The 22,220-nt window shown below is 40.2% G+C and carries 10 protein-coding genes; all 10 read right to left on the bottom strand.

The annotated features are described in order from the left end of the window. Window positions 1-24: 24 nt before the first annotated feature. Entirely contained in the window at window positions 25-2,334 is a 2,310-nt protein-coding gene (locus ZA06_RS03085; RefSeq protein WP_053975935.1) for a fibronectin type III domain-containing protein, read from the bottom strand. Between the two features lie 429 nt (window positions 2,335-2,763). After that, a complete protein-coding gene (locus ZA06_RS03090; RefSeq protein WP_053975936.1) occupies window positions 2,764-4,716 on the bottom strand; it encodes a sialate O-acetylesterase in 1,953 nt (650 codons plus the stop codon). A 9-nt stretch (window positions 4,717-4,725) separates the two neighbouring features. After that, the gene (locus tag ZA06_RS03095) at window positions 4,726-6,255 is read right to left on the bottom strand and encodes an alpha-L-fucosidase (RefSeq protein ID WP_053975937.1); all 1,530 of its coding nucleotides are present in this window, start codon (window positions 6,253-6,255) and stop codon (window positions 4,726-4,728) included. Between the two features lie 9 nt (window positions 6,256-6,264). Beyond that, window positions 6,265-7,701: a cellulase family glycosylhydrolase gene (locus tag ZA06_RS03100; RefSeq protein ID WP_053975938.1), complete on the bottom strand. Its 1,437-nt coding sequence runs from the start codon at window positions 7,699-7,701 to the stop codon at window positions 6,265-6,267. A gap of 17 nt (window positions 7,702-7,718) precedes the next feature. Continuing rightward, window positions 7,719-9,965: a glycoside hydrolase family 3 C-terminal domain-containing protein gene (locus ZA06_RS03105; RefSeq protein ID WP_053975939.1), complete on the bottom strand. Its 2,247-nt coding sequence runs from the start codon at window positions 9,963-9,965 to the stop codon at window positions 7,719-7,721. Window positions 9,966-10,019: 54 nt separating this feature from the next. Further along, complete coding sequence (locus tag ZA06_RS03110; RefSeq protein ID WP_157503064.1) at window positions 10,020-12,893, bottom strand: TIM-barrel domain-containing protein; 2,874 nt, start codon at window positions 12,891-12,893, stop codon at window positions 10,020-10,022. A 50-nt stretch (window positions 12,894-12,943) separates the two neighbouring features. Continuing rightward, a complete protein-coding gene (galB, locus tag ZA06_RS03115; protein WP_316931740.1) occupies window positions 12,944-15,379 on the bottom strand; it encodes a beta-galactosidase GalB in 2,436 nt (811 codons plus the stop codon). A 188-nt stretch (window positions 15,380-15,567) separates the two neighbouring features. Further along, window positions 15,568-17,427 carry a hypothetical protein gene (locus ZA06_RS03120; protein WP_157503067.1) on the bottom strand — a complete coding sequence of 620 codons (1,860 nt, stop codon included), beginning with the start codon at window positions 17,425-17,427 and terminating at the stop codon, window positions 15,568-15,570. A gap of 21 nt (window positions 17,428-17,448) precedes the next feature. Beyond that, on the bottom strand, window positions 17,449-19,056 hold the full coding sequence (locus tag ZA06_RS03125) for a RagB/SusD family nutrient uptake outer membrane protein (protein WP_053975943.1): 1,608 nt from the start codon (window positions 19,054-19,056) through the stop codon (window positions 17,449-17,451). A 10-nt stretch (window positions 19,057-19,066) separates the two neighbouring features. Then, the gene (locus ZA06_RS03130) at window positions 19,067-22,204 is read right to left on the bottom strand and encodes a SusC/RagA family TonB-linked outer membrane protein (protein WP_082331910.1); all 3,138 of its coding nucleotides are present in this window, start codon (window positions 22,202-22,204) and stop codon (window positions 19,067-19,069) included. Window positions 22,205-22,220 lie beyond the last annotated feature (16 nt).

Consider the following 22,220-nt stretch of genomic DNA (forward strand, 5'->3'; position numbering starts at 1 on the left):
TTCAAAAACTTTCTCATTAACAAATTAATTTTTAAAACTTTCCACCTTTTCCTCCAATTGTTGAATCCGAGCTTCCTGATGCAAAATATACAAAGTCAACTCTTCTATCTTCTCCAATAAAACAGCGTTCATTTCCCCCAAACCAATTCCCTGTTCCAAAACTTCGCTTTTACTAGGCACATTAATTAAATGCCCCTTTTCCTCAATATGATTTTTAACCTCTAATAAAGATGGTAACTTGTATGTACTATCAAAAACATAATCTGGCCATGAAGCCTGTAAGGCCACCCTAACTTCTTCTGCAATCATATTGCCGGCAACAGCAAGCCTGTAACCTTGTGTATTGGTGGTTCCAACTCCAATATTTCTTGCCGCAAACAAATCCCGTCCTATCCAATCTACGGTGTCCAGATTAGCATTTAAAGAGGTATAATTTATACTATTGACACTCGTAGTTACCAAAAGTTCCGAACTAGCTGCGGAAGAATTCCCAGCGGCATCCAAAGCTACTACCGTAAAACCATACTCCGTTTCAGCAGTAAGTCCTCCTATGGAAAAACTCAATGCTCCACTACTAAAACCAATACTCTGCCCATCTTGAAATACTTCATAATTAATAACCCCCACGTTATCAGTGGATGTTATCCAACCTAAATCAAAACCACTAGTTGTAACATTGCTGGCGAAAAGTCCGGTAGGAGCTGTTGGAGAAATTATATCTTGCAAAGACAAAGTAGTAACCATAAGCTCCGTACTTGATGCGGAAGCATTGCCTGCAGCATCCAAGGCCAAAACAGTAATGGCATATTCTGTTTCAGGAGTAAGTCCTGTAACTGAAAATGCTAGAACTCCTTCACTAAAACCAATGCTCTGACCGTCTCGGAACACCTCATAATCAACAACTCCAACATCGTCTGTAGAAGCCGTCCAACCTAAGTCAAAACTGTTGGCCGTTAAATTACTAGAAATAAGTCCTGTTGGTACTGATGGAGGTGTAACATCTGAACTCTCCAAAGTAGTCACCAAAAGTTCCGTACTCGCAGGAGAAGTATTTCCTGCAGCATCTATAGCTATAACCGTAATAGTATATTCCGTATTTGCTGTAAGATTCCCAACCAAAAAGGCCAAGCCTCCCCCACTTAATCCAATACTTTGTCCATTCCGAAATACCTCATAATCTACAACCCCAACATCATCTGTTGAAGCCGTCCATGTTAAATCAAAACTATTGGTAGATATATTACTTGCTATAAGGCCTGTAGGGGAAGATGGTGCTATTGTATCTGGTAAAGGTAAAGTAGTTACTAAAAGTTCTGTACTGGCTGGTGACGTATTTCCCGCTTCATCTATGGCCACAACCGTAAAACTGTATTCTGTTTCCTCAGTTAAGTTTCCGACTGAAAAACTTGGAGTACCATCACTGAAACCAATACTTTGACCTTCTTGAAACACTTCATAATTCACAACACCAACATTATCTGTCGAAGCTGTCCAACCAAGATCAAGACTAGTTGCTGTTAAATTGTTAGACACAAGGTTCGTGGGAGCTGTTGGAGGTGTTATATCAATAGCTGACAAAGTTGTCACCAAAAGTTCAGTACTGGCTGGTGAAGCATTATTCGCTGCATCCAAAGCTATGATTGTAAAGCTATATTCAGTTCCTGCAGCAAGATTTCCCACTGGAAAGCTCAAGTCTCCTCCACTAAACCCAATACTTTGTCCATCCTGAAACACTTCATAGTCCACAACTCCAATATTATCAGTTGAAGCAGTCCATCCAAGGTCAAGACTTGTGGAAGTTAAGTTACTAGCCACAAGGTTTGAAGGACTTGATGGTGATTGAGAATCTGCCACAAGAATGCTAACATTGTCGATAAATACTTCGTGCCCGACTTGCCATCCAGAGTACGGTGCTGTATAAACCCTTATGAGAGGAGAAGAGTTAGTAGCGGTTAAAGTCCATGTATATTCTGTCCACACAGTCCCTGTGATAGCAGTTGTAGCAAATCCTTGAAACCCGGTCCAATTAGCAAAGGCTGGGGAAAAGCTAAAATCTCCCTCTCTTGCCCAAATAGTAATTTGGTACTGCTGCCCAACCACAGCATTAAAGGTATAATTCATATCCCTTGAGTTTTGTCCTGTAGCAGCTACCCTAAGGCTAAAATTTCCAGAAAAGGGATTATCCAGTGAGGAAGTAATATCTGCATTACTATTCCACCCGGTAGTAGCATTTGCTTCATTTAATATAGAAGCAGCATTTGCATCATCATGTAGGTTTTGACTAAAGGCAGACCATACAGACAAGTACAACAAAAAAACACAAAAATTTTTCATAGCCTAGAGTAATTAAAAAAGATAATATAACTCGTTGAAGAAAAATATGTTATTAATCTTCTACTCTTCGGTGCTATTAATCTGTGCTTAAGAAGTCTGTATAGTATCAACAGGAGATACTCTTAAAGATATCAATATTGTGAGGAGAAAAAAAAATTACACTTCCTATTCCATAAAAAAACGACAAAATACATTTTAACACTACTAATATTACAACTTATTGATTTAAAGCGTTTTATGACTTAAAAATTAATTAAGAAACCCCTTAATTTAAATGTAAATACCTTTCAAAAAATGTATCAGAAAAGGTATAAAAATACTCTAAACACCCATTCATTTAGTTTGTGCTACTTTTAGCAAACAAAAAACCCGCTTCAACCTATATTGAAGCGGGTTTTAAATGTATTCGTTATGGTCAACTGATGAACCTTAGTTCATCACCTCATATGTGCCATCTGCTGTAATGGTTTTCCAATTATCGGACCTAAAAGGGGATGCTGGAAATCCTTCTTCATTATACAAATTGCAATCGCCTGCATCGTCGGCCCATCCATACCTAATGGCAACAGGATTCGTTACATTATCACAGTAAACAACCACCTTATTATCCTTGATATAAGCTTTGGCATAATAAAACTTTTGATCTTGTCCTGCAAGCTCAAATCCTTTTACATAACCATATCGGTCTGGAGTCATCAAACCACTACCCATATGCTCAAAAGTTACGGTAACCTGATTACCCTCTACTTGCATTGATTTATAAATAGGACTTTCACAAACGATATTCTTACCATATACATTACGTAAAGCTATCGCTGATAATCGTTTACCAACATCCTGTTTATTTGTTGGGTGAATATCCTTGGCGTTACCAATATCTGTAGTCACACACATCGCTGTATTTGGAACAGTTTGAGCCGTGTAAGACTGAGCTTCCCTTAACTCGGCCCAACGACTTCCGCTATTGCTGTTTCCATTAAACTCGTTAAAGCTCGATAATTGCACAAAATAAAAAGGAAACTCACCTTGCCCCCAATGCTTTCTCCAATCGTTGATCATTAAAGGAAAACTCTTTTTGTACTGTTCAGCTCTATGGACATTTGCCTCCCCTTGATACCAAATAACCCCTTGAAAACTATAAGGCATCAACGGATTTAACATCGCGTTATACAATAATGAAGGGTAGTTGTTAGGCGAAAATTCATAGCGCACATCAATAACGTTGAACTTCCATCCTCCTGCCAAAGCAATATCGGTATCACCAACTGTAACTTTCAAATCTGCAGGGTCTCCATAAATTCCACCACCACCAACATAATCGGTAACTTTTACAGCGATGACATTAGAACCTGCCTTAAGTATCCCTTTAGCAACGGAATACTTTCTGCTTAAATCGTACTGACCTGTAGTTCCTACTTCAACACCGTTAACATAAGTAACATCAACATCATCAACTTTTGCCAAATTCAAAATAAAAGGTTTACCCGCCAAATGAGCTGGTACTTCAAAGGTTTTTCTAAACCAAACAATCCCATCCATATTAGGCAATTGTTGGTTTTCCCATGCATCTGGAAGCATCATTGTTGGCCAAGTGGTATCTTTAAACTCTAGAGTAGTCACTTTGCCCAACTCTTCTTCACTTAATATTTTGCCTTGGATGTTTTCAATTTTCTTGGCTATAACTGCCTTTTGCTCTTTAATGACACCTTCCAAATCTAGATCTGGTAGATTGGAAATATATTTACCAAATTCATCACTCTTTGACAAACCTTCCTTGCTCGTCCATGTCTCTACACAGGTTCCTCCCCAAGTAGTATTAATCAATCCTATTGGAACATTCAATTCCTTATACAGCTTTTTAGCAAAGAAGAAGCCCACGGCCGTAAAATCCCCCACATTATCGCGGTTGGAAACCGTCCAATTTCCTTGTTTTAAATGTGACTTTGGTTGGGCACTCATATCCTGGGTCACCAAAAATTGTCTGATTTGAGGATAGTCGGCGTCATTCATTTCCTGTTCGGCATTGGTAACACCACTCACAGCAAACTCCATATTGGATTGCCCACTGCAAATCCATACTTCTCCAACCAAAATGTTTTTGATTTGAATGGTATTCTTCCCCTTAATGGTCATGGTGAATGGCCCTCCAGCCTTTTCCGCTTTCAATTCCAAAGACCATTTTCCATCCTTGTTCGCTTTAGTTTTAACTTTTTGTCCGTTAAAGGATACTTCTATTTTTTCGTTGGCATCGGCCCATCCCCAAACTGGAATAGGTTTGTTGCGTTGCAAGACCATGTCATCTGCAAACAGTAAAGGCATTTCAACCTTGGCATAGCCAAAAACGCTCAACAACAAAATAAATGGCAATACAAACTTTTTCATCTTCCTTCGTTATTTTTTAGTTTCAATTTTAATTACAAATGCTTTGTCATCGATCGTTTCACTTGGTGTGGTCAACTTCAGTCCTTCTTCTTCAAGTGAAAAAGGAAAATCCTGGTCCGATCCTAAAATGCTCACTTTTTCAATAGAAAGTCCATCTTCACCTAACACGTTTGAAGTTACAGACGATAAGGTAATTGGCGTATCATTACCGGGCCAGCCCAGTACAATTGCATAGATAGTATTTCCTTTTTTGGTGTACCTCACATCCTGAGATGTATAGGTTAATTTATCCAAAAACATCCCTGATTTCTCCTGCTTGGTTGGTCCTTCCCCGAACACTTTCCACGTTGAAGCCCCATAAATAGCCTCTCCGTTGGTGTTCAGCCAATCCCCAATAGTCAATAAAATTTGTTGTTGGTTTTCTGGAATGATGCCGTTTTCCATAGGTGAAACGTTCAACATCATTGCTCCATTTTTACTCACAATATCGGCTAACAGATCAATGATCTCATCTGCCGTTTTCAAACCTAAATCATGGGTATAGCTCCAACTTCCTACTGACACAGTTTCATCTGTCAACCAATAATCTTCGGTAATCTTGTTCATACGACCCTTTTCAAAGTCTTCTACACTCACCGATTTTGGCAACTCGCCTTCCTTATGGGTAATGACCACTTCTTGGTTACGGGCTAACGATTGATTGATATAATAGGCCGCAAATTCTTCTTTGTAGGTATCAGGAATTTTATCCAATTTCCCGTCAAAATAAATTAGATCCGGATGGTAGTTATCAATCACTTCTTTTAATTCTGCCAACCAATTACTATAAAACACCTCTTTTTCAATGTTTCCATATAAAATACTCAACTCAGGATCATTAGAGGAAGTTGGCATTTTGGGATTGTATGGAAAGTACGAGGTGTCATCCAACCATTTTGTAGAATCCTGCTGAAAAATCTGAAGGTTTCTGGCCTTGTGGAATGAGGTAACAAACTTCATCCCCTTCCCGTGGATAGCTTCACCTAGTTCTCCAACAATATCACGATTTGGGCCTTTATCCATAGAATTCCATGGATTGGTATCACTATCCCAATTGGACCAACCGTCATGGTGCTCTGCTACGATGCCTGCAAATTTAGCCCCCGACTTTTGAAATAAATCGGCCCAAGCTTCGGCATCAAAGTTTTCGGCCTTGAACATTGGCACGAAATCGTGGTATCCAAATTCTGATGGCTCACCGTAAGTTTCTACATGGTGTTTGTTTTCAACGCTACCTTCTACGTGCATCAACCTAGGATACCAATCGTTGGCAAATGCCGGCACCGACAATACACCCCAATGGGCATAGATTCCAAATTTGGCCTCACGGAACCATTCCGGAGCTTCTTGGTAAGCTGCCAAGGAATCCCAACTAGCGGCATAATGAGGTGTTTTTACGACCTCTTTTTGCGGCTCCTTTTTACTGTTGTTACATGCTGTAAACACAAAGATAAGCACCAAAAGGCTGATGCTTATCTTTGTTACTCTAATCCTATTCATCGTTCTCTTTTAATTATTAGTAACGGCATCAATAATATCCGGGAAGTACTCTTCGCCAGTCGTTCTATTGAACAATCCCATTTGGTGGTTGTCTGGATAACCATTATCCCAAACCACTGGCACCAAACCATGGCTTAAAGCAGCTTCTGTTGTTTTCTTATAATAGTAGGACCTGTAAACTTCTGCACCTTCCACTTCACCTCTATAACTTGCTCCGTATTCACCTAAAATGACACCTATACCTTGGTCTACAAAGTTAGTTTGCATTTTAGTGAATTGGGTTTCCAACCAATCTTCATCACCCCAACCGGCGGTTGCCGAAGGATCTGTAGCAATTTCTCCCCATTGACAAACTTCGTCTGTGCTGACATCCAAAGTAAATTGATAAGGGTCGTAATAGTGTACTTCCATCAACATTCTATTTGCAACTGTATCTTCTGGAAGTACCGCAAAATTAACGGTGTGATCAATGTTGGTATTGAAGCCTTGAACCGTTAAATAACGGTAAGCATTTCTTCCTCCTGTGGCACGAACTGTAGAAATGAAAGTTTGATTGAAACTGTTTTGAACCGTATAATATTCTTCCGTTGGGGTACCATAGTCGCCATCTACCATGACTTCATTGGATCCTGCAAATATCAAATGGTAATCGTAATCTCTAAAATGGATGGCAATTTGCTGCCACATTTTGGCCAACCTATCGTTTACATAATCTTGATCCTCATAGGTAGGCTGCATCCAACCACCATCCCAGTGAAGATTCACGATTGCAAACATATCATTATCCAATACGTAGTTTACCACTTCCTCTACACGGGTCAAGCCTTCATTACTGATGGTGTAATTATCATCTCCCTCTTGGATATAATTACTCCAAGCCACCGGAATTCTAATAGTATTGAATCCTGCAGCTTTCACCGCATTGATTAAGTCTTGGTTGATCAATGGATTCCCCCAAGCGGTTTCACCCCCTACAGCTTCCAAAGAATTACCAACATTCCATCCCAAGCCCATAACCTCTGTTAATTGCACAGAAGTATACTCACTCATCTGACTTGAATCTGGAGCAATTGATAAAATAGAACCTGCCTGAGTCACTTGAATTTCTTGACTAGACTCCGAAGTATACACCTTGATAACAGCTGTACGATCTGTTTCCACATCGCTTACTGCTGCTTGAACTGTAACACTTCCATTACCCAAACTAGAAGAATTGGAAAGAGTCAACCAATCTGCCTCAGTATTTACTCCCCAAGTAATATTAGGAGAAGTTGACACATTAAAAGTTGCTTCTCCTCCACTTGAAGGAAAACTCAGCTCATCAGTGCTCAAAGTAAAATTAACACTTCCTCCACTATCTTCATCGCTATCACTATTGCAGGAAGTAAAGCCTACCAGCATTACCACTAATGCCATAGCTTTAAAAATGCTATTAATTGTTTTCATAGTTAGAATCTTGAATATTAGTTAACTGTTATTGTTTGTTCTGCAACTATATTTCTTGAGGAGTTCCCCACTCGAATCTGGTAATTTCCTTTTTCAACTTCCCATGACTTGGTAGCTACATTGTAAAATGCCAACTCTTTCACAGGAATTTGAACAGTTACCGTTTGGGAAGCCCCTGCCTTAACATCTACTTTGGCAAAGCCTTTCAATTCTTGCGCCGCACGCTCAACTTTAGATTCTGGTTTAGAAACATACACCTGAACTACTTCTTTCCCTTCAACAGCTCCTGTGTTTTTCACGGAAACCTCTACAGAAATGGTTTCATTTTCTGTGTAAGCCTCGGCATTGGTTTTAACACCAGAAATTGAAAAATCTGTGTACGACAATCCATAACCGAACGGATAAAGAGGTGCTACATTTTTAGTGTCGAACCAACGGTAACCAACCAAAATACCTTCCTCATATTTCACAACATCATCACCAGGGAAGCTGTTAGTAGCATGCGCAGGAGAATCTTTTAAAGCCACTGGCATCGTCCAAGGCAATTTACCAGAAGGGTTGATATTACCCAATAACACATCGGCAAGTGCATTTCCACCTTCGGAACCATTGAACCAACTCCACACCAAGGCTTTGGTACTTTCACTCACATTTTTAATGTCGAAAGGCGCTCCGGCAATCATCACCACAATAGTATTAGGATTTACCTCCATTACTTTTTTGATCAACTCTTCCTGACCAAATGGCAAGTTCAAGTTTCTACGGTCTGAAGCTTCTGTTTCATAATCTCTGTTTGACCCGGCAAAAATGATGGCCATTTCTGAATTTTTAGCAGCTGTTAAAGCTTCTTCCAACTTCGCTAGATCCAATTCATCCACCGTAATTGGGCCTTTTAAGGTTACTTCCTGCTTTTGATCGTTTTCATTTTTTGAGTAGCGCTCCAAATAGCCTTCGGCATAGTTGATTTCAATGCTCTCTGGCAATCTGTTTTTCAATCCTTCTAAAGGCGTTACTTCACGTTTGGTTTTTACACCGGCTCCAAATCCACCCAAGGCATTTTTCTTGGTAGCATTATTTCCAATAACGGCAATGCTCTTCAAACCTTCGGTTTTAATTGGCAACATATTGGCGTCGTTTTTAAGAAGTACTACAGACTCCGACGCAATCTTGTAAGCATCTTCAAAATGCGCTTCGGTGTTGATGCTTCCGGTAGCACGACCCTTATCGTCAATGCTCTTAAGCGTGTACATTACCTGCATGATTCTACGTACGGATTTATCTACCTGAGCTTCGGCAACTTTTCCTGATTTCACGGCTTCAATCAAGGCATCTGCAAAGTAAAATTCATTGAATGGTTTTGGTGTTCCCATTTCAATATCGGTGCCATTCTCCAAAGCCTTTTTGGTATCGTGAACAGCTGCCCAATCGGAAATTACGATTCCTTCAAATCCCCATTCATCACGCAGGACTTTGTTCAACATATAGTCATTTTCACATAGGTAATCACCTCTAAATTTATTGTAAGCTCCCATAAAACTATAAGCATGGGCTTCTTCCACAGCCGCTTTAAAAGCCGGCAAGTAAATTTCACGAAGGCTACGCTCATCAATTTGAACGTCTACAAAATCACGATTGGTCTCTTGGTTGTTGGCCGCATAGTGTTTTACACAAGCCGCCACATCATTTTCCTGAAGCCCAACGATAAAAGGTACCGTCATTTTTTTGTTCAAAAACGGATCTTCGGTAAAGTATTCATAGGTTCTACCTCCAAGCGGCGTACGGATAATGTTTATAGCTGGCGACAATAACACATCCTTATCTCTTGCAATGGCTTCTTCCCCTACGCTGGTTCCAAAAACATAACTCAACTCAGGATTCCAAGTTGCCGCTACACCACCACCCGCTGGATAGTACGTCGCAAAGTCATTGTCCCAACCAGCAGCTGACCAATTGTCTTTTGAGATTTCCTCACGAACTCCCAACGGCCCATCAGCCATGGTCAATTCTGGAACTCCCAAACGCTCCACGGCAGCAGTTGCAAACATGGTGCTTCCGTGCAACATACCTACTTTTTCTTCCAAGGTCATTTGTCTCATCAACGAATCGATTTTAGCATCGAATTCGTGGGTTACCGGTTTCCCTTTATAGGTAGTCTCCACTTTGGCACTCTCGGCCACTACTTGCTCGGATGTCTTTTCTTCCTTACATGACATTGCCAGCAAAGAAGCTGCAACTACAGAGGTATATATTAATTTGTGTTTCATTTGTAATATCTATTATTCTATTTGAACTGACGGTGTCTCTAAATTGTCTGTAACTTATTTCAAGTTGATAGTCTGTGCTTGTCCGTTGTACTCGACAGTTTGTCCTTTGGCATCATAAGTAAATGCCTTTGGATTGTCTTTGTTAACAGGCACAATCACGAATGTTCTATTTTTAAGCATCCCTTCAAACGCTCCTTGACGTTCCCCAATGGTCAAAGTCCCTTCGGCCTCATTGTATTGGAATGGAATGTGTGCATACTTTCCTTGTTCATAGTTGTAGTTCACGCCTTCGTCTTCATATAAATTGAAGCTTCCATCTTTTCCTTGGTATACATACAACACGATTGTTTCGGCTGGTTTTTGATCTGTATACTGAATTTCCGGACCTACAGGAATGATAGCTCCTTCTGGAATGTACAACGGAATACGGCCATAAGGTGCCTCTACTGTTTTCGACTGTCCTCCGTTGATAAATGCTCCAGTGTAGAAATCATACCAACCAGAAGTACTTGGGAAATACACCTCACGACTGCGTGCTCCATATTCGTAAACTGGGTTTACCATTAACGATGGTCCAAACATGAACTGATCACTGATGTTTTCAACTTTCTTATCATCAGCAAAATCCATTACCAATGGACGCATAATGGTATAATCATCAAAATAGGTTTTCCCTGCCAAGGTGTAGATGTATGGCATCAAACGGTAACGCAAATTGGTGTAATACAAAATTGACTCGTAAGCTGGGTGCCCTCCCGGTGCGATGTGCCATGCCTCACGGAATGGATACTGACCATGTGCTCTGTACAATGGTGCGAAAGCACCAAATTGATACCAACGCGCATTCAACTCTCTCCATTCTTTATAATCTTCAGTCTCTTGTCCAGATTTGTTATAATCCAATTGAGCCGCGACATAACGATCCTCAACACAGAACCCACCTATATCCATGGTCCAGTAAGGAATTCCACTTACCGCGAAATTAAGTCCAGCAGAAATCTGTGCTTTCATATCTTCCCAACGGGTAGCGATATCCCCACTCCAAGTAGCGGTTGAATAACGTTGTAATCCAGCAAAACCAGATCTCGTCAACAAGAACACACGCTTATTTGGTTCAACATCTCGTTGACCATTGTAAATAGCTTCGGCATTCATCAAGGCATAAGTATTGAAGTATTCTGTTGAAGGTCCCAAAGCTGTTGGTCCTTGCAACGCTTTGCGGTATTCCATATCTGTACAATCCAAAACGTTTGGCTCACTGGCATCCATCCACCAAGCGTCGATGTTCAATGGATAGTAATGCTCATAAATTTGGTTCCAGAACAGTTTTCTTGCATCTGCAGAATAGGCATCGTAGAACGATCCAATATATCCAGGACCTACCCAATCGCGAATGCTATCCTTGATAGCCTGTCTGTACATCCATCCTTTTTGATCGAATTCCTTGAAGTGTTCTGTATTTTGATAGAACTTAGGCCATACAGAAATCATCATTTTTCCGTTCATGGCATGGATAGAGTCCAACATACCTTTTGGATTTGGGAAGCGCGCTTTATCAAACTCATGGCTTCCCCATTGGTCTTCTTCCCAGTGGTTCCAGTCCAATACAATATTATCGATAGGAATTTGGCGTGCTCTAAACTCTCTCAAAGTACTCAAAATCTCATCCTGAGTTTTGTAGCGCTCACGGCTTTGCCAGTACCCCATAGCCCATTTTGGCATCACCTGGGATTTTCCTGTAAGGGTGCGGTAACCTTTAATAATCTCGTCCATTGAGTTTCCGTGAACAAAGTAATAATCCATTTTTTTGTTCATTTCACTCCACCAAACCTGGTTGCCTTTTTCAACTTCCGGTTGTGGGGTTCTCACACGTAAACCACAGTAAGAACTTCCTCCGTTTGGTTGCCATTCTATACGCAATGGCACACGTTTACCAGCTTCCATATTGAAGGTAAACTTATAGCTGTTAGGGTTCCAAGCGGTTCTCCAACGCTCAGGTACCAAAAGCTCATCATTCAAGAATACTTTAATGTATCCTGCGTAGTACAAGATAAAGTTGAACTCACCACTTTCAGCAGCTTCAATGTCCCCTTCATACAATACTTCAGCATTTTTTAATGGGAAGTTGGCCGGTAAGTTTTTAATGCTCTTAACGTCTTCAAAGAAAATAGACGGTTCATCCCTTACAATCGTTTGCCCGCCATTATCGGCTGTTTTGTAAGTTCCGGTTAACGCATTTTCCTTGCCTTCTTTATTATAAAGTTTAAACACTTCGTTCAATTGCAGGTACGGACGGCTGTCACCAAAACGGCTCAACGCATAACTGTCCCAAAGCAATCCATAGTTTTTGTTGGACACAATAAATGGCACGGAAACTTTAGTGTTATATTGAAATAACTCTTCGCTTTTATCTTTATAATTGTATTCATCGGATTGGTGCTGTCCTAAACCATAGAACGCCTCATCTGCAGGCGAATCGAAAATTTGACGAACACTGTAACCTTTGGTTCCTTCAACCTCAATAGGCTCAAAAGTTTTTCCGCCTCCAGCTTGTTCTGACAGAACTAGCTTCCCGTTTTTATCCTTAAATGTAATTCCTCCATCAATGCTAGACACCAAGACATTTAGAGCCTTTGTTGAAAGCGTGATGGAATCACCAGTTTGCGCAACGTCAAACGGAACCGTCTTAATATTTGGAAGAATAATTAAACTAGAATCTTTTGGAAATTCCTGATCGGGAGTTGCCGACACATGAATCAATTCATCCCCTAAAACTTGCAGTCGCAGTTTATGTACATCGGTGTTGTTGGCCTGCTTCACATTAACAACAATACCATCAGTAGTTTTCTGATACAGTTGTTCCTCCTTCGCACAAGAGGCAAAAAGCAAACCCGTTAATAAACCCAGGTATATTTTGTTTCTTTTCATTGTGATTGTGTTTTCTTCCTTTAATTTATGATTTGAAATACATTTAAATATTACTTAGTTGTCACCGTAATTGTCGCCTCTTGCAAGCCATCCGAAGTCACTTTCAGTGTGGCAATTCCGGCCTTATCTGTAGATTTCACTACTACCAAACATTTTCCGTTTAGAGCTTTGTGAGTCTTCCCTTTGAACGATTCATGATTGGTTGGGTCTCCATTGCCCACAGCAAAGATTTCCCCGTTTCCTTCTATTGAAAAATTCAATTGATTTTGCGCTGTTGCCACAAAATTCCCATCGGCATCCACCACATCTACCGTTATAAATGACAGGTCTTTGCCATCTGCGGTTATGGTTTGTCTATCAGCCGTTAATTTAACTGTTGCAGCTTCTCCGGAAGTTTTTAGTTCTTTTTCAAGGACTACCTGACCATCTTTTCTGGAAACAGCTTTCACTGTTCCTGCTTCAAAAGGAATTCGCCACATCACGTGCAAATCGTCTCCCTCCTTTTTCTTAATGCCCTGTGATGTTCCGTTGACGAATAATTCCACTTCATCGGCATTGTTGTAATAAGCCCAAACATCAACGGTTTCCCCTTCAGTCCAATTCCAATGTGGGAATATGTGAAGTACATCCTTATCGGTCCATTCACTTTGGTACATGTAATAGACATCTTTTGGAAAGCCTGCCAAATCCACAATTCCGAAGTAAGAACTTCTGGAAGGCCATACATACGGCGTAGGCTCACCTATATAATCGAAACCTGTCCAGATGTACATTCCAGAAAGGAAATCGTATTTTTTAATGATCTTCCAAGTTTCCTCATGGGTGGAGCCCCAAGGAGTGCTCACCTGGTCGTAAGCTGACACGGTGTTTCCAGGATTTCCGCCATCAAAAGGTAAATCCCAACGTACTGGCCAACGCTTTAAAGTATCCGATTTTTTATCGTAATACCCTCTGGTTTGTAATCCCGAAGTGGTCTCCGTTGCAATGAACGGTGTCTCTGGGAAATTCTGTTGGTGAAAAGGAAATGTATTATGTGCGTAGTTGTAACCTATCAAGTCCAATACACCTGAAGCAGCTACAGGATTTAAACTCGCTTTTTCTACATCGAATTGTGTCGTTACATCGGCATTTGGCATGTTTACCGGTGGGTTCATCGCCACGGTAATTGGTCTAGTAGTATCCAAATTTCGAACAATCGCCTTTAATTCCTTAGCCGTGGTTACACCTTGCTCATTCCATTGCTCCTGAATTTCGTTACCTACACTCCACATAAAAATACTAGGGTGGTTACGGTCACGAATAATGAAGTCTTCCAAATCCTTTTGATGCCATTCTTTCCAGTAATTGGCATAATCGTGAGGAGATTTTGTGTTGTTCCACATGTCGAACATTTCGTCCATCACAATGAAGCCCATGGTATCACAAAGTTCTAACAGTTCTGGTGTTGGAGGGTTATGGGCGGTTCTAATGCCGTTCACCCCCATGTCTTTCATGATCTGCAATTGTCGCTCTAAAGCGCGTGTGTTTACAGCTGAACCCAAAGGCCCTAAATCGTGATGATTACAAACCCCTTTAATTTTTACTTGTTCACCATTCAACAAAAAGCCTTTGTTCCAATCGAATTCAAAAGTTCGGATACCAAAAGGTGTTGTATACTCATCTACGGTTTGCCCTGCGACCTGAACTTCGGTTTTGGCGGTGTAGATTTCAGGATGTTCCACAGACCATAGTTGCGGATTTTCCACTGTGATATTTTGAATAATCGTTTTACTGTCATTGGCATTGATACTTGCTGAAGCAGTAGCAGTGCCCACTTGTACATTGCCTTTATAAATACTTGTGATGACCGTAGCTTCTTTAGCTTCGGCATCCTCATTTTTAAGATTGATTTCCAAAACGGTTTCAGCCTGCTCTGTTGACACGTTTGGGGTTGTAATAAACGTTCCCCAAGTATCTACATGCAATTTGTCTATAGTCTTCAACCAAACATTTCGGTAGATTCCAGATCCGGAATACCAACGCGAGTTAGGCTGTTTAGAATTATCAACTTTTACTAAAATTTCGTTCTCTTGACCATTGTATTTTATGTAAGGTGTAAGGTCGTACTCGAACCCAATATACCCGTTGGGACGATTTCCTACATGATGACCATTAATCCATACGTCGCTGTCCATATACACACCGTCGAAATGGATAATCGTCATTTTGTTGGCATCTTCAACTGTAAATGTTTTCTTGTACCAACCTAAACCTCCAGGTAAATACCCGCCTCCTAAATCGGCAGGATGGTCTTTTTTGAACTCGCCTTCAATGCTCCAATCGTGCGGTACATTTAATGTACGCCAATTGATGTGTTCCGAAATCGAATCGGATGCTTGAGCGGCTAAATAAAACTGCCAATTATTGCTAAAATTCACTTCTCTTGCGGAGGTTTCACCAGAAACTTTTGGCGATTGACAAGAAGTGCCGACAACCAAAATTGTCAAAAATAGACTTATCGATTTAAGCGAAAAAAAATTGAACATTGCTCTAATTGGATTTTGTTTGTGTTACTATTTATAAATAGGTAAGAAGCAGTAAAACACACTGCTTCTTACCATAATTTTAATTCAATATGACAATTGCAATTGTCATGATTTTTCAGTTTTTATCGGCTAAAACCGATGGTGATAGATTAGTAAATTACAATACTGTCTATAGTTGCCGTTACAGCTTCGAGATCTGCAAGATCTGGCACCAACCCTGCAATATCAATCACAAACACGACTACGCCTTCTACAACTGAACCTGGATTAAAAGAAACTGTATAGGTACCATCTCCGTTTACAGTAACAGCATTTCCATTTCCTTGCGGGTTCCAGTCTGAATCGGCATAATACATGGAAGCGTCATAAGTTCCAACTGCTCCTTCATTCAAGGTAACACCACTAAGGGTAAAGGTCACATCAATAGATTCAAAAGATGCCAAATCCTCTGTATTCAATCCAGGATCTGCAACAGTTCCTCCATATTCATTATAAATTTCTATTCGGTATTTATCATTTGAATCTTCAAGATTTCCAAATAACAACTTAGAATTATCGAAGGCCACTTCTGTTCCTTCAACATCTCCGCCTCCGCCAGCACCACCGGCACTAGGCACTAAATGGAATGCTGTATATTGGGAAGGATTGTTCACATCATCAACAGCTCCTAGCCACATATCGGAAATGTTACCATTCGCATCGGTATCTATTTGTAGAATTCGAAGCTCATTATTAGCATCTGGAGCAAAGCTTGCCCAGTTGATTAAGGTAAAACTTGGCACAGTTACATCGAAAGAATAAATTCCTGAACTGCTTACTGCATATGTTCCCTCAGTGGTTGTGCCATCTGGAGTTACAAACACAACCGAATTGTCTTCTGAATCCATAGTCATCGAGAAATCTCCATACACTGCTGGATCCGGTGTTCCTAACCAATCAGGATAATCCTCTGGCGACTGCCATCCGTTCATCATTGTACCACTTAAAGTTGCCCAATCTAATGGGTTGCTTTCAGACAATTTCCATTCAATAGCTGTGGTTGTAATTTCAGAAATAATCTCTTCCCATCCACCTGGCAAGGTTGGTTCTTCTGGTCCAGTTTCTTCTGGCACCCAGTTATCACTATACTCTTGAGAAATAAAGTTATATACCAATAAAGCTGGTCCATCACCTGAACAATCTCCAATGTGATCTCCTCTTAAAACGCCTAATTGCATAGTATCTTCAGTAAGAGACATTACTCTAACATTAGCCCAATCAAGTACACAAGTATCAAAATTGGAATTATGTAGCATCACAGCATCAAAAAATGACAACTGATAGCTGTTGATATCTAAGTAATAAGTACCGTTTTGATCTCCATAAGAAGGCATTGTAGCATGATTTACAGTTACTGCCGGACTTCCTTCCAAACTAAATGTCATGCTACCAAAGTCTGCAGCATCCATAAGCCAAGTGTTACTTGCCCAATCAGGATTCCAGTTCCAACAATCGTCACCATAGCAACCATTGTCTCCACCTTCTAACCATCCATTATCGGTTCCATAGAAATACATTGGTCCTGCAAAGTATTTAGACACTCCGTCCGAATCTAAATCCAACAACCAAGTTTTAGAATACCCTACACCACCAGTTAAAGCAGTCCATAAAGGATCGTTAACATAGTTCAGGTTATCTTGAGTTACACTTATTGTTACTGGCTCTGCATCAACTAAACCTCCTGCTGTTACTGCAGAAAATTTAATAGTATAATCTCCTGCAAATGCAAAACGTACAGTATCGATAGCTCTGTTGGATTTTCCTGTACCATAGTCCCAAACAGGCACGGTTTCTGGAGTGTTATTGATTAAAATAACCGTATTTCCTCCTTCGTCTAAAGAATAATCTTGAATTATCGCGAAGTCAAGTTCTGAAGGATCCAATTTTCTTCCTAAATCATAGTCATCACTACAGGTGAAGAAGGTCATTAAGATCCCAATTAACATAAAAATTTTAATAGTACTTTTCATAATTTTCTATTAATTAGTTAATTACCAACCAGCATTCTGTTGAAGAACACCACCCGATAATGTAATTTGCGTATTTGGAATTTGAGACAACCCTTGTGTTGTTTGGAAATTGGCTCCAGAAATAGTTTTTGGCTCCTCAATGTTACCTGTTAGTACAGTTGAACTTTCCTCCAGTTCAGAAGCTGCTGCTCCTACACCTTGACGCATTAAATCCCAATATCTAATACCTTCCAAAGCAAACTCCTTGTGTCTTTCATTCAACAAGTTTTCTGAAGTCACTGTTAAAGGCGTGAAGTTATTACCGTAAGCACGTTGTCTTACTTCATCGAAGTAACTTTGTGCACTTCCACTACCAAGTTCAGCTGCCATTAGCAACACATCTGAATATCTGATAGCAAAATAATCTTGGAATTGTCCAATTTGGAAACTTTCGTTGCCCGCTGCAATGGCAGAACTTACCAATTCACCCTCTTCGTTATACTCAGACATTGGGGTATACTTTTTATTGTAATATCCAGTATATTCTCTTTGGCCTTCAAAGTTGTCGAAAGGAACGCCTTCCTCATCTACCGCGATAACCGTCGCAAAACGTCTGGAATCCCCATCGTTATATAAATCGTACAATTTTTGGGTTGCGGTGATTCCCCAACCATTTCCGTAAGGGAAGCTCATGAACTCACGCATACCAAACAATACCATCCAGTGGTTTCCGTCTGTATTGCCGTTGTAATCACTAGTGTAAGTATACTTTACAGAGAATACTACTTCCTCATTAGCTTCACCTGCATAAGTAGTTCCATCTTCTGTTGTAGAAGCAGCTGGCCATAAATTAGCAAAATCAGAAACCAAGGCATGACCACTAGAAGCTATCACATCTTCCATATGAGCCAAAGCTTCCGCTTGCGATACCAAACCAACCAAATCTGAAGCACCATAGTATCCTGTATAATACAAATACACACGTCCTAACATTGCTTTAGCCGCCCAACGGGTTACGCGCCCATTAGGAAGCGCATTATAAGCTTCAGAAGGAATGTTTTCAGAAGCATACAATAAATCTTCTGCAATTACTGTATACACTTCAGCAGGATCTGCCTGTGGAATGTTTTCTGTTGAAGGCTCAGTCAACAATGGAATGTTCCCCCAAAGACGCACCATATCGAAATAAAGATATGCTCTAATAAAACGTGCTTCTCCAACATAACGGTTTCTCAATTCCTCTTGTCCTGACCAATCTATTTGATCGATTCTTTGTAACAACACATTACAACGGTATAGTGCTTGGTAATACTTAATCCACGTATCGTTGTACAAATCTTGAAACGCAGGTGCCACACTCATATCGAATTCGTCGATGGCTTGGTAATCTGGATTATCTGAATATCCCAAACCACTGAAACAATCGTCTGACATTACTTCCGAAGCGGTATAGAAGGTTCTTCCTGCAGCTCCAGTAACTACCTGCAACCCATCATAACACCCTACTAAAGCTGAATAGGCATGTTCTGGAATTTGGTAATAACTCTCATCTGTTGTATCTGTTATGGGAGCCGTGTCCAAAAAGTCATCGGCACAACCTACCATGGCGAGCATTCCTAATGCTACTATATATTTATTTATTTTTTTCATGGTTCAATTTTTAAAATTTAACGTTTAACCCTAACATATAAGTTCTAGGTCTTGGATAATACCCAACGTCCACTCCAGATGAGAAACTGTAATTATCATCGGAAATACCAAATCCTACCTCTGGATCCATACCATTATAATTTGTAAAGGTGTAAAGATTCAATACAGAGAAGTACAAACGGAATTGCTCAGCAAAGAAATCTTTCTTTTTAGCACCTCTGGCAATGTCATACCCTAAGGTAGCCGTACTGATTCTCAAGAAATCTCCGTCATGAACAAAAATATCAGAAAACGTACTGTAGTTTTTGTTGTCTACGGTTACTCTTGGAAGGGTATTTGAAGACCCTGGCCCATGCCAACGATCCAAGATTTCACTTGTCCAGTTTTGGTTTGCAGAAATGTTTCTGTACGACTGTACAATTTGATTACCCGCAACCCCATTAGCCTGTAAAGAGAAATCAAAGGCTTTATAGTTAAATCCTAGAGAGAATCCATAAGTGAAATCTGGATTTGGATCTCCTATTTCGGTTCTGTCATCTCCATCAATCACACCGTCACCGTTGGTATCCTTATAAATTAGATCTCCAGGCTGGGCACTTGGTTGCAATAAGTCTCCATTAGCATTTACGTAGTTATTTATGTCTGCTTCCGTTTGGAATACACCTGCCGTTTCATATCCCCAGAAGTATCCAAGTGGATGTCCTTCTTCTGCTCTATAAAACTCTTGAGAGTTATCCCATAATTGGCCACTGGCACCGTGAATAATCCCATCTTCCGTTGGAATTTCACCAACTTCATTTTTGTTGTAAGCGCCGTTGAAACTGAAGTTATAACTAAAGTCTTCATTCACGTGGTTGTTGTATCCCAACACAAATTCAACCCCAGTGTTCACTACACTACCGCCATTGATATATGGGGCATCAGCTCCTGCTGTAGCTGGAATTGGCGCCAATACCAACCAATCTTTTTGTGTTTTACGATACCAATCGAAAGCAAGAGTCAACTTAGAATCGAAGAATCTGGCATCAAATCCAAAATCCAACTCTTCAGCAGCTTCCCATTGCAAATCAACATTTCCCAATCTGTATGGATAGGCTCCAGGAATCAAAGCATCTGCACCTTCACTATCTCCAAAGATATAGTTGGTGTTACTTGTTCTTACCAATCCTAAGAATTGGAAGTTCCCTACATTTTGGTTACCAACTTGCCCCCAGCTACCTCTAAGTTTCAAGTAATTCATGAAAGAATCGCCATCTCCCATAAAATCTTCTTTGGTAATGATCCAACCCGCAGATAAGGAAGGGAAATATCCCCAACGATTTCCTCTAGCAAATTGCGAGGATCCATCAGCTCTAAAAGTAGCATTTAATAAATACTTACCTTTAAAGTTGTAGTTCAATCTTCCAAAATAGGACATTCTTTTACTAATGTTATCAGGTCCACCTGTAAGTGTAATAAAAGAACCATCTAAGTTTGTTGCATTACTTAACCAAGCATGAGTTAAATCATCATAAATCAAATCTACATTTTCTCCGTACATAGAGTTCCCGTCATATTTAAAGGCCTCTGTACCTAACATGGTTTCAAAATGGTGGTTTTCTCCCAAATCAAAATCGTAAGTCAACAAGTTGCTCCAAATCATGCTTTTTCCTTTGCTCATACTTTGGTTAACTTTTCTAAACCTACTGAAAGCATAAACAGACAAATCATAAATTGGGGTAAAACTGTGACCTTGACTTGCAAAATAGTCAATCCCTAAATTGGTTCTGAAGTTTAAGTTTTTGGCCAACTCAAAATCGAAGTATACATTCCCAACCAATTTTTGAGTGTCATTTTCATTTTGGTTAGAATAGGCCATTTGCGCATATGGGTTAGACACTCCTTGTAACCAAGGCTCACCATATCCTACAGAACTAAAATACTCACCGTTTTCGTCATACATTGGGAATAATGGGTTGGTTTGGAAAGCTCCTCTTAAAGAGTTGTTGTATTGGTTTCCAACACCGATACCATTATTGTTGATCCAAGCGAAACTCAAGTTTTCACCAAACTTGATTCTGTCCCCATACAATTTGTGCTCAGAGTTAAATCTGAAGTTGTAACGCTCGTAATATGAATAATCTGAACCACCTACAATACCTGCTTGGTTCAAATAAGACAATGAAGATGAATAGGTCGATGTTTCAGATCCCCCAGTGATTCCTAAAGTATAGTTTTCAGTAGGAGCAGTTTCGAACATTTCGTCCATCCAATCTGTACCATTACCAGCATTGGCAATATCATCATCAGAAAACTGTCTAGCCATTCCAGAATTGATTCTAGCTTCATTTATCATGGTCATATACTCCGTAGCATTTAGCATGTCTATCTTTTTAGCCAACGTTTGTACCCCATAAAATTGGTCGAAGGTGATTTGTGCTTTTCCTGCCTTACCTTTTTTGGTAGTAACCAATACTACCCCGTTAGCTGCCTGAGACCCATAGATAGCCGCAGAAGCAGCATCTTTTAAGATAGAGATGCTTTCAATATCGGCATTGTTAAGATACGAAATATCTCCGGTTTGCACACCATCTACAATGTACAATGGCGAATTGCTTCCCGCAGATCCCAAACCACGAATTACTACATTCATAGATTCTCCAGGTTGCCCCGAAGTAGAGGTAATTTGTACCCCTGCCGCTTGCCCTTGCATAGCTTGAAGAGCATTGGTAGTACTTTGCTTTTGAAGGGCTTCCCCATCAACCTGCAGATTGGCACCAGTTGTCAATTCTTTCTTTTGAACACCGTACCCAACTACCACCACTTCACTCAATTCTTCAACATTAGTCTCCAATTGAATGTTAATTGTGGTTCTGTTTTGAACACTTACCTCCTGGGTTTTGTATCCAACATAACTCACTACCAACACCGCATTTGGCGATACCGTTAGCGAGTAGTTTCCGTCGAAATCTGTGGAGGTTCCTTTTGTTTCGTTGCCCTTTACAATAATCGATGCTCCGGGAATTGGCATTCCGTCCGCAACATCTTTTACTACTCCGGACACAGTGATTTCACTTTGCGCAAACATGGATTGTGTACTGAATGCACAAAGTAAAATTGCCACCAAAATGGCCAACACTCCAGAAGAGTCATAAAATTTACTTCTCATAATGAAAAACGTTAGT

Source organism: Mangrovimonas xylaniphaga (genome assembly GCF_001280435.1).
In the GTDB taxonomy this organism is placed as follows: domain Bacteria; phylum Bacteroidota; class Bacteroidia; order Flavobacteriales; family Flavobacteriaceae; genus Mangrovimonas_A; species Mangrovimonas_A xylaniphaga.